Genomic DNA, 13978 nt, shown 5'->3' on the forward strand with positions numbered 1-13978 from the left:
TGTTATTGATGGAAGCGTCGCGTGTTATCCCCTTGCGGGGAGACCGTCAGCTCTGTTCGCAGGTTAACCATAGCGAATCGGAGTGACAGGTGGGTGAAGCTGGACAAGACAATGAGGTCACATACAACTTCCATAAGATGCACACCTTTCCGGGTGACGGTACGACGGGCAGGTCAGGCGCCAGGCACGTGCACATCCATTGCGCAGCTTAACGAGTGTAGGAAGACAGCTGCTTGCGACGCTGCGACATATTCGGACATCGGTACGCAGGCTTGGAGTTGCGACTCTTGCAACCCTGACTTTGCGGTGAAAAAACGGGTGTCTTTCACGGCCACGAGTACCGAAAATGACTGATAGCTACCTTAAGGTCATGCCAAAGGTCTGACACAGGATGCAGCACAAAATTCGCGCCAGTGGCACAATTGCCCCTATTACGCCTTATCCCAGACAGGATTGCCCATGCTGCAACTGAAAACCGACGCCCTGATGGCCACCCCGTGCGACGACGAAGAAGACAACATGGCCATGCTCTGCTGCCATGGCAAGAACGGCGAGATGTTCATGCTGAGCCGTTACCCGGACGAAGAGGAAGTGGAGCTGACCTGGGACTACGAGCCGTCGACCCTGGACGGGCTGAAGATCACCCTGAGCGCCACGACCCTGCTGGTAGAACTGGCAGCCGGCGATGCCGACGCACTGGGCGGCAAGGACCAGTTGGAGATCACCCACGCCACCGCTGCCTCGGACCTGGCCGAAGTGGAAGAAACCCTGCAAAACATCCTCAAGGGCACCGGCACCTACATTCGCACCTGACGCGGCCCCATTGCCTGTAGTGAGCGGGCTTGCCCCGCGCCGGGTGGCGAAGCCACCCCGATTGGGGCGTCGGGGGTGTTTCAGGGAGATCGGGGTGAGGGGTTTTGGATCGCGGCGCTGCTGGCGCGGGGCAAGCCCGCTCACTACAACAATTGCGGGCGCCCACACAATATTCCTACAAGTTTTCCTAAAAATACTCCGCGCGCCGTTAGTCGCCACCCCCTTCGATGCATTAAAGTAAGCCTCCCAAGCCCGGTGTTTTTGATCGACACCCGGGCTCATCTCTCCAGGAACCGTCATCGATGGAACATCGTGAAGCGCTGCTTGCGCTGCGAACCTTTCTTTCTACGCAGATTCTCGGCCAGGAAAAACTCATCGATCGCCTGCTGATCGCCCTGCTCGCCGACGGCCACATGCTCGTCGAAGGCGCCCCGGGCCTGGCCAAGACCAAGGCCATCAAAGAGCTGGCCGAAGGCATTGAAGCGCAGTTCCATCGTATCCAGTTCACCCCCGACCTGTTGCCCGCCGACATCACCGGCACCGAGATCTATCGCCCGGAAACCGGCAGCTTCGTGTTCCAGCAAGGGCCGATCTTCCACAACCTGGTGCTGGCGGACGAAATCAACCGCGCCCCGGCCAAGGTGCAATCGGCGCTGCTCGAAGCCATGGCAGAGCGCCAGGTCAGCGTCGGGCGCAGCACTTACGACCTGTCACCGCTGTTCCTGGTGATGGCCACGCAAAACCCGATCGAGCAGGAAGGCACCTACCCGCTGCCCGAAGCTCAGCTCGACCGTTTCCTGATGCACGTGAAAATCGGCTTCCCGGACGCCGCCGTCGAGCGGCGCATCCTGCAACAGGCCCGTGGCGAAGCCCTCAACGGTGAAACCAAGCCCGAGCGCCGCGTCAGCCAGCAAGCCATCTTCGCCGCCCGCAAGGAAATCCTTGGCCTGTACATGGCCGACGCGGTGGAGGAATACCTGGTGCAACTGGTGATGGCCACGCGCACGCCAGCCAAGTTCGACCCGGAAATGGCCGAGTGGATCGCCTACGGTGCCAGCCCCCGGGGCTCCATCGCCCTCGACCGCTGCGCCCGCGCCCATGCGTGGCTGGCCGGTCGCGATTTTGTCAGCCCGGAAGACATCCAGGCGGTGTTGTTCGACGTGCTGCGTCACCGCATCATTCTGTCGTTCGAGGCCGAAGCGGCCGGTGTTGACCAGGACCGTGTGGTGCAACGCATTCTCGACGTCGTTGCCGTCGCTTGAACCCCATGAACGCAAGCGATGGTATCCGCGTCACCCTCAGCGAATTGATCGAGATGCGCCATCGCGTGCGCGAAGTACAGCTGTTTTCCACCCCGAGCCAGCGCAGCCCGTTGATCGGTCTGCACCACTCCAAGCTGCGCGGGCGCGGTGTCGACTTTGACCAGGTGCGGGTCTACCAGGCCGGGGACGACGTGCGCACCATCGACTGGCGCGTCACCGCACGCACCCAGGAGCCGCACACCAAACTGTTCCACGAAGAACGCGAACGACCGATCTTCATCATGGTGGAACAAAGCTGCCGGCTGTTTTTCGGCTCCGGTCAGATGTTCAAATCAGTGCTTGCCGCGCAGGCCGCCAGCCTGATCGGCTGGGCAGCCCTGGGGCACAACGACCGCGTCGGCGGGCTGGTGTTCGGCGACAGCGAGCACTACGAAATCAAACCCCGGCGCAGCAAGCAAAGCCTGCTGCAACTGCTCAACCGCCTGGTGCGTGTCAACCAGAGTTTGAACACCGAGAGCCGTCCCGAAGCCGATGCGCTGGGCATGGCCCTGCGCCGTGGCCGCGAAGTGCTGCGCCCGGGCAGCCTGGTGATTGTGATCTGTGATGAACGCGCTCTCACCGAGGGTGCCGAGCAACAGCTGAGTCTTTTGTCACGGCACTGCGACCTGTTGCTGCTGCCCATCTCCGACCCGCTGGACCACGCCCTCCCCGCTGCCGGGCTGCTGCGTTTCGCAGAAAGAGGCGCACAGCTGGAACTGGACACGCTGAACTTCGATTTGCGCCAGGCCTACAAGGCCCAGGCCGAAGCACGCATTGCCCGCTGGGAACTGCTCGCGCAGAAACTGCGGATCCTGCTGATGCCCTTGAGCACCCAGAGCGAAATGGTCGAGCAACTGCGCGAATACCTCAACCCGCAACGTCCGGTTAAAAAGCAATGAGCAGCCTCGACCAACTGCAACCGCTGATCGCGCCGCCCGCCATCGGCTTCTGGCCGCCTGCGCCGGGCTGGTGGCTGTTGCTGCTGTTGATCCCGCTGTTGGGCTGGGGTGCGTGGTCGCTGCGCCGCTTCCTGCCGTCCCGGCGCCCGGTGGCCCGCGCCGAACAGCCCCTGGACCCGTTGCGCATCGCCGCCCTCGCCGAACTGGCACTGATGCCCAAGCCCTACGACGGCGCCCCTGCCGGCGCCTGGCTGCAGCAACTCAACGGCCTGCTCAAGCGCTTGTGTCGCAATGACTACCCTTACAGCCAGAGCCATACCCTCAACGGGCGCAAATGGCTGGCCTTCCTCGACAACCGCTGCCCGGCGGCGGGCCTGACGCGCTGGATGGTGCTGGTGGAAGGCGCCTACAAACCCGAATGCAAGCTGGACGACAAGGCCATCGCCGGCCTCACCCAGGCGGTCGACACCTGGATTCGCAAACATGTTTGAGTTCGCCTGGCCGTGGATATTCGCCCTGTTGCCCTTGCCGTGGTTGATGCGGCTCGTGCTGCCGGTGGCCGACAGCGGCGAACCGGCGCTGAAAGTCAGCTACCTCAGCGACCTTGAAGGCCTGGCCCGCCGCCGCGCCCGCGTGAACCTGCCGGGCTGGCGCCAACAGGCGCCGTTTGTGGTGCTGTGGCTGCTGCTGTTGACCGCCGCCGCGCGCCCGGAATGGCTCGGTGAACCGCTGCCGATTGCCGCCAGTGGCCGCGATTTGCTGGTGGCGGTGGACGTGTCCGGCTCCATGGACTTCCCCGACATGCACTGGCAGGACGACGATGTGAGCCGCCTGTCGCTGGTCAAGCACTTGCTGGGAGACTTCCTCGAAGAGCGCGAAGGTGACCGCGTAGGCCTGATCCTGTTTGGCAGCCAGGCTTACCTGCAAGCCCCGTTGACCTTCGACCGCCGCACCGTGCGCGCCTGGCTGGACGAAGCGCGCATCGGCATCGCCGGCAAGAACACCGCCATCGGCGATGCTATCGGCCTGGCCCTGAAGCGCCTGCGCCAACGCCCGGCGCAGAGCCGCGTGCTGATCCTGGTCACCGACGGCGCCAACAATGCCGGGCAGATCGACCCGCTGACCGCCGCCCGCCTGGCCGCTGAAGAAGGCGTGAAAATCTACCCGATCGGCATCGGCGCCGACCCCGAGCAAACCGGCTCATTGGGCATCCTCGGTGTGAACCCGAGCCTGGACCTCGACGAACCCGCCTTGAAGGCCATTGCCGAGGCCACGGGCGGGCATTACTTCCGTGCCCGTGACGGCGAAGAACTGCAACAGATCAAGGAAACCCTCGACAAGCTCGAACCCGTCGCCCAGCAACCCACCCAGGCCCGCCCGGCCCAGGCGCTGTACAGCGCACCACTGGCGCTGGCGTTGGTGCTGAGCATGCTGCTGGTGATCCAGGAGCGCTGGCCGAACAACGCGTTGCAACGGCTGTTCAACAAACTCTCGAGCAAGGGCCATTTTCTGCAACAGCACCCGGAATGGCGCCAACGCCTCAAACGCCTGCGCTTGCGGAGGCGTCGATGATCGACCTGTGGCCGCACCTGTTCCGTCCCTGGTGGCTGTTGCTGCTGCCCTTGCTCGGCTGGTTGCTGTGGCAACTGTGGCACCGGCAGAAACGTGCCGGGCGCTGGCAGATGATCCTGCCACCAGCCTTTCACGCGGTATTGCTCAGTGGTGGCAACGGCCGCGAAAGCAAATCGCCGTGGGTGGTGCTGGGCATCGCCTGGTTGCTGGCCGTACTGGCGCTGCTCGGGCCGAGTTGGCAACGGGTGGAGCAATCCAGCCAGAAACCTTCCGATCCGTTGGTGGTGTTGCTGGAACTGACCCCGGAAATGCTCGCCACCGACAGCCCGCCCAACCGCCTGGAACAAGCACGGCGCAAGCTGTATGACTTGCTGCAGGCGCGGGACAACGCCCCCACCGCGATTGTCGTGTACGCCGGCAGTGCCCACACGCTGGTGCCGCTGTCGGACGACCTGGCCACCAGCCGCAACCTGCTCGAAGCCCTGCGCCCCTCGATCATGCCGCAGCCAGGCCATCGCGCCGACCTGGCGGTTGAAAAGGCTTTGGGCCTGCTCAAACAAGGTGGCCTCGGCCAGGGGCGTCTGTTGCTGGTCGGTTCATCACTGTCCAAACAGGAGCGCCAGGGCATTCGCCTGCTGCTGCAAAGCAACCAGTCGCCAAGCCTGTCGATCCTCGGTATCGGCAGCCGCGAAGGCACGCCCGTCACCCAGGAAAGCGGCGAGTTCCTTAAGGACGAACAAGGCGCGATCCTGGTGCCGCGCCTCGACAGCCCGACCCTCAAGGCATTCGCCAGCGAAATGGGCGGCCGCTACCGAGCCGCGCGCCTGGACGACAAAGACCTGCGCCAGCTCGGGATGCTCGACGGCCCGCAAAGCCTGCGCAATGACGGCCAGTTGTTGCACCTGGACACCTGGGCCGACCAAGGCTATTGGTTGCTGCTGCCACTGTTGCTGCTGGCCGCCTGCGCCGGGCGCCGTGGCTGGTTGTTCTGCCTGCCGTTGCTGCTGCTCGGCGCACCGCAACCCAGCTATGCCTTTGAGCTGCAAGACCTGTGGCTGCGCCCGGACCAGCAAGGCCAGTACCTGCTCAAGCAAAAGCGCCCCGCCGAAGCGGCCGAGCACTTCCAGGACCCGCAGTGGCAGGGCGTGGCGCTGTACGAAGCGGGCAACTACGCCGAGGCGATCAAACGCTTTGCCGAGGGCAACGACGCCTATTCCCACTACAATCGGGGTAATGCCCTGGCCAAGGCCGGTGAACTGGAGGCCGCCATCGATGCTTACGAGCAAGCCCTGGAAGCCCAACCCGACCTGCAACCGGCCCTGAAAAACAAGGCACTGGTGGAAACCCTGCTGCAGGAACAGGCGCAACCCGAGCCGCCCCAGCCTGCAAAAAACGAGGATGACGAAACCACGCAACCCGGCCAAACTGCGCAACCGGGCGCAACCGGGCAAAGTGCCACTGGCGCCGAACAGTCGTCACAGGGCCAGGACGAGGCACAGGCCGGCGATACCCAGACCGGCGCCACGCCGCAAGCAGGCGGTAACGAAGTACCCGGCAGCGAGTTGGGCGACGAGCAAACCACCACCCCGCCCCTGCGCCCTGCCGATGCCAGCATCGACGGCGAACACCGCCAGGCCCTGGAACAATGGCTGCGGGAGATCCCGGACAATCCTGGCGAACTGCTGCGCCGCAAATTCTGGTACGAACAGCAACAACATCAGGACAAGACTCGATGATCCGCCGTCCCACCCTTCTGCTTCTGCTCGCGTTAACGGCAGGCCACGCCCAGGCGGCGAACCTGGTTGCCAGCGTCGACCGCAGCCGCCTCAATTCCGGGGAAACGGTGGAACTGACGGTGGAATCCAGCGACGTGACCCAGTTCGGCAAGCCTGACCTGACGCCCCTGGACGCGCAGTTTGAAGTCAGTGGCACGCGCCAGATCAACCAACTCACCACCCTGGGCGGCGACAACCACGCGACCACGCGCTGGATCATCACCCTGCTGCCCAAGGAAAACGGCAGCGTGGTGATCCCGCCGCTGCAAGTCGGTGAACTCAAGACCCAGCCCATCACCCTGCAAGTGGTAGAGACCACCAGCCAGGACACCGCCGCCGAACTGGCCCCGGTGTTCATCGAGGCCAACCTCGACCAGAGCGCGGTGTACGTACAAGCCCAGGCGCTGCTGACCGTGCGCGTGTACCACTCGGTGTCGCTGTATGACGACAGCAGCCTCACGCCGCTGCAGATTCCCGATGCGCGCATCGAGCAGTTGGGTGAGTCGCGCACCTACGAGAAAGTCATCAACAGCATCCGCCACGGCGTGATCGAAACCCGCTACGCGATCTACCCGCAACACAGCGGGGCCCTGGTGATACCGGCGCAGACCTTCAGCGCGACGCTGGTGGAGTCGCGCCCACCCCAGGAGAACACGCTGCAGGGCACCAAGCCGGGCAAGCTGATCCACGTAAGTTCTGCCGAACTGGCGCTGACGGTCAAACCCAAGCCCGCCCTGTACCCGGCCGACGCGCCTTGGCTGCCGGCGCGCAGCTTGAACCTCACCGAAGGCTGGAACCCGGAGCCTGAGCATGTGCAGGTCGGCGACTCGCTGACCCGCAGCCTCACGGTCAAGGCCGAGGGGCTTTCCAGTGCGCAGTTGCCGGCCCTGCCCAGCAGCGATATCAATGGCCTGCGCCGCTACCCGGACCAGCCGGTGCTCGGCAACCAGAACAATGACCGTGGTCTGATCGGCAGCCGCGAAGACCGCGAAGCCCTGGTGCCGACCCGGGCGGGTGCAGTTGAACTGCCGGCCGTGGAGGTGGTGTGGTGGAACACCCACGAAGACCATCTCGAACGCACCACCCTGCCCGCCCGCACGCTGCAAGTGGCCACCAACCCGAGCCTGGTGGTGGACACCCCCGCCACGCCCACCGTGATCACCGCGCCGGACGATGAGCGCCTGTGGCTATGGCAGCTGAGCACGTTGATCCTGGCCTGCACCACGCTGCTGGGTTTCGGCCTGTGGTGGCGCGCGCGTCGGCAACCCGCCGTGCAACGTGCCGCGCAGACCGGCCCGAGCCCACGCACGCTGCTCGACGACCTCAAACGCGCCACCCAGGCCAACGACCCTCAGGCGACACGCCAAGCCCTGGATGCCTGGGCCCGCCAGCAACCGGAAACCCTGGCCGACATGGCCGCGCGGTTTGTGCCGCTGTCGGATGCGCTGGATGGGTTGAACGGCGCGCTGTACAGCGAAAGCGGCCAGTACTGGCTGGGCGAAGAGCTGTGGCGTGCGGTAAAGGCCATCCCTATCGCCGAACGCGAAGCAGACCCGGCCACCGACACCACCAGCTTGCCGCCGCTGTACCCCAAATAATTCGCCGCCCCCCTGTAGGAGCCGGCTTGCCGGCTCCTACAGGGGGTGAGCAGCTGCGGTGCTTTTACGGGTAAACTCCCCCTCCTTTTCATCTATTCCACGGAGTTCGCCTTGCGTCTGTTTCACACCTCCGACTGGCACCTGGGCCAAAATCTTCACGGCCAGGAACGCGACTTCGAACACGCCTGTTTTCTCGAGTGGCTGCTGGGCCAGCTCAAGGCCCAGCTGCCGGATGTGTTGCTGATCGCCGGCGATATTTTCGACACGGTCAACCCGCCGCTCAAAGCCCAGGAGCGGCTGTATGACTTCATCATCAGCGCCCACGAACAGAACCCCAAGCTGACCATCGTGATGATCGCCGGCAACCACGATTCCGGCTCCCGTATTGAACTGCCCGCGCCGCTGATGCGCCGCCTGCGCACCCATGCGCTGGGCCGTGTGTTGTGGCTGGATGACGGCCAGCTGGATGCCGAGCGCCTGCTGATCCCGCTGCCGGATGCCAAGGGCAAGATCGCCGCCTGGTGCCTGGCGCTGCCCTTTTTGCGCCCGGCGGAAGTCACCGGCGCTCACCTGGGTGACGACTACCTGCAGGGTATCGGCCAGGTGCATGAATGGCTGATCGCCGCCGCCAACGCCAAGCGCAAGAAAGGCCAGGCACTGATTGCCATCAGCCATGCGCACATGGCCGGTGGTTCGGTATCGGAAGACTCCGAGCGCAGCCTGATCATCGGTAATGCCGAGGCACTGCCCGCCAAGCTGTTCGACAGAAGCGTGGCGTACGTTGCCCTCGGCCATTTGCACAAGCCGCAAAAGGTCAACGGCGAAGAGCGTATTCGCTACAGTGGCTCGCCAATCCCGCTGTCTTTTTCCGAAATCGGCTACAAGCATCAGATTCTCGACGTGACGTTCCAGGGCCAAGCCCTGGTAGGTGTCGAACCGATCCTGATCCCGCGCTCGGTCGACCTGCAACGCCTGGAAGCCGCGCCCCTGGCGGATATTCTTGCGCAGCTTGCCGAGTTGCCGGACATCGACCTGCTCGCCGAAACCCAGCGTCACCCCTGGCTGGAAGTGCGCGTGCGCCTCGACGAGCCGCAACCCGACCTGCGCCAGCAGATCGAAACCGCCCTGCAAGGCAAGGCAGTGCGCCTGGTGCGCATCGCGGCTGAGTACGCCGGCAAAGGCAGCCGTGAGGAGGAAGGCGAAGATCGCTTGGTCGAACTTGACCAGCTCACGCCCCAGGAACTGTTCAGCCGTGCCTGGCAGGACAGCTATGGCAGCGAAGTGGACGAACAAACCTTGAAGGACTTCGCCGTGCTGCTCCAGGAAGTGCAACAGGAGGGCGAACAGCCATGAAGATCCTCGCCATCCGCCTGAAGAACCTGGCCTCCCTCGCCGGCCCGTTCGAGATCGATTTCACCGCCGAGCCCCTGGCCAGTGCCGGGTTGTTTGCCATTACCGGGCCGACCGGTGCCGGTAAAAGTACTTTGCTGGATGCCCTGTGCCTGGCGTTGTTTGGCGCCGTGCCGCGTCTGGGCGATACCGGCCAGGCGAAAATGCCGGATGCCGACAGCGATATTTCCATCGGCGACCCACGTACGTTGCTGCGTCGCGGCACCGGCGGCGGGTATGCCGAGGTGGATTTTGTCGGCGTCAGCGGCAAGCGTTACCGTGCGCGCTGGGAAGCCAACCGCGCCCGTGACAAGGCCAGCGGCAAGTTGCAGAACAGCCGCCAGAGCCTGATCGACCTGGACAGCGAACAACTGCTGGCCAGCCAGAAAACCGAATACAAGACCCAGCTGGAATTGGCCCTGGGGCTGAATTTCGAGCAATTCACCCGTGCGGTGTTGTTGGCGCAAAGCGAGTTCAGTGCCTTCCTCAAGGCCAACGACAACGAGCGCAGCGAACTGCTGGAGAAGCTCACCGACACCGCCCTTTACACTCAGCTCGGCCGGCGTGCCTTCGACAAGGCTAAAGAGGCCCGTGACGTACACAAGCAGTTGCAGGACCAGGCGGTTGGCGTGGTTCCCCTGGCGCCCGAAGCACGCGCTGAACTGGACCAGCAGTTTGACGCCGCGCAGCAGCAGCTCAAGACCCAGCAAGCCCAGCTCAAACAGCTTGAGCTTCAACACACCTGGCTCAAGGAATTGCGCGATTGGCAGGAGCGCCAGCTGGCTGCCACCGAACAACTGCAGCGCGCGCAAGCCGAATGGGAGAACCAGGGCCAGCAACGCGAAGACCTGAACCGCCTGGAGCAGTTGGCGCCGCAACGTCATCAGTTTGCGCGCCAGGCCGAACTGGGCAGCCTGCTTACGCCGTTGGCCGCGCAGATTCAATCGCATAGCCAGCAACAAGCCGAACTGCACACCCAGCAGGAACAGGCCCGGCAACAGCAAGCGAACGCGCAAAGCGCCTTGACCGACGCCCTGAAACAGCAGACCGATGCCGGGCCTTTGCTGCGCCAGGCCTTTGAAGCGCAAAGCACCCTCACCCGCTTGACCCACGAATTGGCCAAGCGTACCGAGGACAAGCAGCAGCAGGAACACGCCTGCACTGAAGGCCAGACCCAACTCACCGGCCTGCTGGACACACAGAACCAGGTCGCCGAACGCCTGCAACGCCTGGCGACTGAGCTAGAGCGCAGTGCCGAACTCGCCCCCCTGAGCGACGCCTGGACCGCGTACCGCGACCGCCTGCAACAGCTGATGTTGATCGGCAACCGCCTGAACAAAGGCCACGCCGAACTGCCGCAACTGGAAGAACGCGCCACCCGCGCCGCCGAGCAGTTCACCGGGCAACGCAAAGCCCTGGACCTGCTGTACCAGGAAGCCGGCGCTGAACCCCATGCGGTGGCCGAGCAGATCCAATTGCTCGCCAGCCTGCTGCAGGACAATCGCAAACAGCAGCGCGCCTTCGAAGACCTGACGCGTTTGTGGGACAGCCAGCAACAGCTTGACCAGCACGCCGCCACGCTGACGCAAAAACTCACCGATGCCCAACAGCAGCGCGAGCAACTGAACCAGACCGGCCTGCAAACCAAAGCCGAATTGACCGTTGCCGAACAAACGCTGAGCGTGACCAAACAGCTGCTGGAACGCCAGCGCCTGGCGCGCAGCGCCAGTGTCGAAGAATTGCGCGAGCAGTTGCAGGACGACCAGCCGTGCCCGGTGTGCGGCAGCCACGAACACCCGTATCACCAGCCCGAAGCCCTGCTCCAAAGCCTGGATCGGCATGACGAAAACGAAGAGGCCTCGGCACAGAAAGCCGTCGACACCCTCAAGGAAAAACTCACCGAGCTGCGCGGTGAAGTGGGCGGCCTGATCGCCCAGCAAAAGGAATACCTGCAACAACAGGAACAGCTGGCGACGCAACAGCAAGCCCTCAAGCCAAGCCTGGACGCGCACCCGTTGTCCGCGGCCTTGTTCGACCAGGACGCGGCCAAGCGCAGCGCCTGGCTGGACCAGCAACTGGGCCAACTGACCCAGAGCATCACCCAGGACGAACAACGCCAAGGTGCCCTGCTCAACCTGCAACAAAACGCCGGGCGCCTGCAGCAACAAGTGCAAGCCGCCCAGGAAGCCAGCCAACAGGCGCGCCAATTGCTGGTGGACCAGCAACGCGAGTTGGCCAACGACCGCGAACGCCTCGACGAGGAACTGAACGCCTTCGCCAACCTGCTGCCTGCGCACACCCTGGAAGGCTTGCGCACCGAGCCGGCCGCCACCTTCATGCAGCTGGACCAGCAGGTCAGCCAGCGCCTTGAACAGCTGGGCCATCAACGCGATGAGCTGGCTGAGCGGCAAGAGCGCCAGCAGGCCATCGAGAAAGAACAGACCCACCAACAGCATCGCCAGCAACAACTCGATGTGCTAGTTCAACAGGTCAGCGACCTGGCGGCCCAGCAACAGGCAGCCCAGGCCACGCTCGGCGCGTTGCTCGGCGAGCACGCCAGTGCCGAACAGTGGCAACACCAGCTGGATCAGGCTGTCACGGGCTCACGGCAAAGCGAAACCGATGCCAGTAAACAGCTGCAAGAGTTCCACAACGCACTGATCCAACTGGCGGCCGACCTCAAGGCCCAGCAGGAGCGCGAGCAGGCATTGCAAGCCGAACAACAGACCCTCGCCAGCCGCCTCGGCGAGTGGCGTGCCCTGCACCCGGAACTCGACGACGCCGGCCTGGACCGCTTGCTGGCCTACGACGACACCCAGGTGAGCCAGTTGCGCCAGCAACTGCAACACAGCGAAAAAGCCGTCGAGCAGGCCAAGGTCTTGCTGCAAGAACGCGAGCATCTGCTGGCTCAGCATCAGGCCCAGCACAATGGCAACCTCGACGCCGAGGCATTGGACAGCGCCCTGGCCACCCTCAACCAGCAGTTGGCCGACAGCGAAAAACACTGCGCCGAATTGCGCGCGCGCCAATCCGAAGACCAGCGCCGCCAGGATGCCAACCAAGCCTTCGCCGAGCAGATCACCCAGGCCTACGACGAGTGGCAGCGCTGGGCACGCCTGAACGCGTTGATCGGCTCTGCTACCGGCGACACGTTCCGCAAGATTGCCCAGGCCTACAACCTCGACCTGCTGGTGCACCACGCCAACGTACAACTGCGCCAGCTGGTTCGGCGCTACCGCCTCAAGCGCGGCGGCAGCATGCTCGGTTTGTTGGTGATGGACACGGAGATGGGCGATGAACTGCGCTCGGTGCACTCGTTGTCCGGCGGTGAAACCTTCCTGGTGTCCCTGGCGCTGGCTCTGGGCCTGGCGTCGATGGCGTCGAGCACGTTGAAGATCGAGTCGCTGTTTATCGATGAAGGCTTCGGCAGCCTGGATCCGGAATCACTGCAACTGGCGATGGACGCGCTGGACGGCTTGCAGGCCCAGGGCCGCAAGGTGGCCGTGATTTCCCACGTGCAGGAAATGCACGAGCGCATCCCGGTGCAGATCCAGGTCAAGCGCCAAGGCAATGGCTTGAGCACCCTGGAGGTCAAGTGAGCGAGGCGCTGCTGTATTCGTTCCGGCGCTGCCCCTATGCGATGCGCGCGCGGCTGGCGTTGCGTTACTCGGGCGTGCCAGTGCGTATTGTCGAGGTGAGCCTCAAGGCCAAGCCCGCCGAGATGCTGGCGTTGTCGCCCAAGGGCACGGTGCCGGTGTTGAGCGTTGACGGGCGAGTGATCGAAGAAAGCTTGGAGATCATGCAGTGGGCCTTGGCCCAGAACGACCCGGATAACTGGTTGTTGCAAGGCGACCCGGCGATATTGGCGTTGATCGCCGAAAACGACCAGGACTTCAAGTATTACTTGAATCGATACAAGTACGCCGAGCGCTACCCCGAGCAGCCGATGGAACATTATCGGGCCGGGGGCGAGGTGTTTTTGCAGAAGCTGGAGGGCTTGCTGGCTGAGCGGGATTACCTGGTGGCCAACCACCTGACCCTGGCGGATGCTGCACTGGCGCCCTTCGTGCGTCAGTATGCCCATGTGGATCGAGTGTGGTTTGCCGGAACTTCGTATAAGCGGTTACAGGTTTGGCTTGAGCGGTTTCTGGATTCCGCGTTGTTCATTTCGGTAATGGCTAAGCCCTGAACACCGCGCCGCCTGCATCGCCCGCAAGCGGGCTCCTACATCAAGCGGCGTCGCCAAAATTGTAGGAGTCGGCTTGCCGGCGATAGCGCCCCAAAGAACACCATCGCCCTCAGCAGGCTTCTACAGCTCACTGCTGGGTCTTGTGATCCAGGGCAGCGTAGAAGTTGGCGCTCTGTTGCAGGTATTTCTGGGTGTAGGCGCTGGTGCTGGATTTTTTGCCGGAGACTTCCACACTGGCGGCGGCAGGCAGGGCAACAGTGGCGGAAACGGCGGAAGCGGCGATGATCGAGAAGAGATTCAAATTCATGTCGGTAACCCTTGTGTTCGTCTGGTTGAGTGGCCGGTGAAGGCCTTGGAACCAAACTTACGCCCGAGGGTTGAACCTTAGAAATGCTTTGAAACAGTAGCCGCTATTAATGGAATTAATAGAAAGGGTCAGGCC

At 63.6% G+C, this 13978-nt stretch carries 11 protein-coding genes; 10 read left to right on the forward strand and 1 reads right to left on the reverse strand.

Annotation, left to right across the window (positions count from 1 at the left end; all coding sequences use genetic code 11):
• The first annotated feature begins 459 nt into the window (after window positions 1-459).
• From AC07OV_RS18250 to AC07OV_RS18295, 10 genes are all read left to right on the forward strand, one after another.
• On the forward strand, window positions 460-813 hold the full coding sequence (locus tag AC07OV_RS18250; protein WP_176995789.1) for a hypothetical protein: 354 nt from the start codon (window positions 460-462) through the stop codon (window positions 811-813).
• Between the two features lie 302 nt (window positions 814-1115).
• The gene (locus tag AC07OV_RS18255; RefSeq protein ID WP_123718598.1) at window positions 1116-2075 is read left to right on the forward strand and encodes an AAA family ATPase; all 960 of its coding nucleotides are present in this window, start codon (window positions 1116-1118) and stop codon (window positions 2073-2075) included.
• 5 nt (window positions 2076-2080) lie between these two features.
• Window positions 2081-3013, forward strand: a complete 933-nt coding sequence (locus AC07OV_RS18260; protein WP_049712996.1) for a DUF58 domain-containing protein — start codon at window positions 2081-2083, stop codon at window positions 3011-3013.
• The gene (locus AC07OV_RS18265) at window positions 3010-3504 is read left to right on the forward strand and encodes a DUF4381 domain-containing protein (RefSeq protein WP_176995788.1); all 495 of its coding nucleotides are present in this window, start codon (window positions 3010-3012) and stop codon (window positions 3502-3504) included. Before AC07OV_RS18260 ends, AC07OV_RS18265 begins: the two co-directional genes overlap by 4 nt.
• Window positions 3497-4585 carry a vWA domain-containing protein gene (locus tag AC07OV_RS18270; protein ID WP_494998048.1) on the forward strand — a complete coding sequence of 363 codons (1089 nt, stop codon included), beginning with the start codon at window positions 3497-3499 and terminating at the stop codon, window positions 4583-4585. The genes AC07OV_RS18265 and AC07OV_RS18270 overlap by 8 nt, the downstream gene beginning before the upstream one ends.
• Complete coding sequence (locus tag AC07OV_RS18275; protein WP_495092716.1) at window positions 4582-6321, forward strand: tetratricopeptide repeat protein; 1740 nt, start codon at window positions 4582-4584, stop codon at window positions 6319-6321. Before AC07OV_RS18270 ends, AC07OV_RS18275 begins: the two co-directional genes overlap by 4 nt.
• On the forward strand, window positions 6318-7958 hold the full coding sequence (locus AC07OV_RS18280) for a BatD family protein (protein WP_494998050.1): 1641 nt from the start codon (window positions 6318-6320) through the stop codon (window positions 7956-7958). The genes AC07OV_RS18275 and AC07OV_RS18280 overlap by 4 nt, the downstream gene beginning before the upstream one ends.
• A gap of 111 nt (window positions 7959-8069) precedes the next feature.
• Entirely contained in the window at window positions 8070-9311 is a 1242-nt protein-coding gene (locus tag AC07OV_RS18285) for an exonuclease SbcCD subunit D C-terminal domain-containing protein (RefSeq protein ID WP_494998051.1), read from the forward strand.
• Window positions 9308-12946 (forward strand): AAA family ATPase, encoded by a 3639-nt coding sequence (locus AC07OV_RS18290; RefSeq protein WP_495092717.1) that lies wholly within the window; start codon window positions 9308-9310, stop codon window positions 12944-12946. Before AC07OV_RS18285 ends, AC07OV_RS18290 begins: the two co-directional genes overlap by 4 nt.
• Window positions 12943-13536, forward strand: a complete 594-nt coding sequence (locus AC07OV_RS18295; RefSeq protein ID WP_495092718.1) for a glutathione S-transferase — start codon at window positions 12943-12945, stop codon at window positions 13534-13536. Before AC07OV_RS18290 ends, AC07OV_RS18295 begins: the two co-directional genes overlap by 4 nt.
• 127 nt (window positions 13537-13663) lie before the next feature.
• Here the strand turns inward: AC07OV_RS18295 and AC07OV_RS18300 are convergent, their stop codons facing one another.
• Entirely contained in the window at window positions 13664-13843 is a 180-nt protein-coding gene (locus AC07OV_RS18300; RefSeq protein WP_016980181.1) for a hypothetical protein, read from the reverse strand.
• Window positions 13844-13978 lie beyond the last annotated feature (135 nt).

Source organism: Pseudomonas sp. GW821-FHT09A09 (assembly GCF_059418405.1).

Bases quoted from the DNA above. Each gene is read 5' to 3' on its own strand.
- AC07OV_RS18250 (WP_176995789.1), top strand. From the start codon at position 460: ATGCTGCAACTGAAAACCGACGCCCTGATGGCCACCCCGTGCGACGAC.
- AC07OV_RS18255 (WP_123718598.1), top strand. From the start codon at position 1,116: ATGGAACATCGTGAAGCGCTGCTTGCGCTGCGAACCTTTCTTTCTACG.
- AC07OV_RS18260 (WP_049712996.1), top strand. From the start codon at position 2,081: ATGAACGCAAGCGATGGTATCCGCGTCACCCTCAGCGAATTGATCGAG.
- AC07OV_RS18265 (WP_176995788.1), top strand. From the start codon at position 3,010: ATGAGCAGCCTCGACCAACTGCAACCGCTGATCGCGCCGCCCGCCATC.
- AC07OV_RS18270 (WP_494998048.1), top strand. From the start codon at position 3,497: ATGTTTGAGTTCGCCTGGCCGTGGATATTCGCCCTGTTGCCCTTGCCG.
- AC07OV_RS18275 (WP_495092716.1), top strand. From the start codon at position 4,582: ATGATCGACCTGTGGCCGCACCTGTTCCGTCCCTGGTGGCTGTTGCTG.
- AC07OV_RS18280 (WP_494998050.1), top strand. From the start codon at position 6,318: ATGATCCGCCGTCCCACCCTTCTGCTTCTGCTCGCGTTAACGGCAGGC.
- AC07OV_RS18290 (WP_495092717.1), top strand. From the start codon at position 9,308: ATGAAGATCCTCGCCATCCGCCTGAAGAACCTGGCCTCCCTCGCCGGC.
- AC07OV_RS18300 (WP_016980181.1), bottom strand. From the start codon at position 13,843: ATGAATTTGAATCTCTTCTCGATCATCGCCGCTTCCGCCGTTTCCGCC.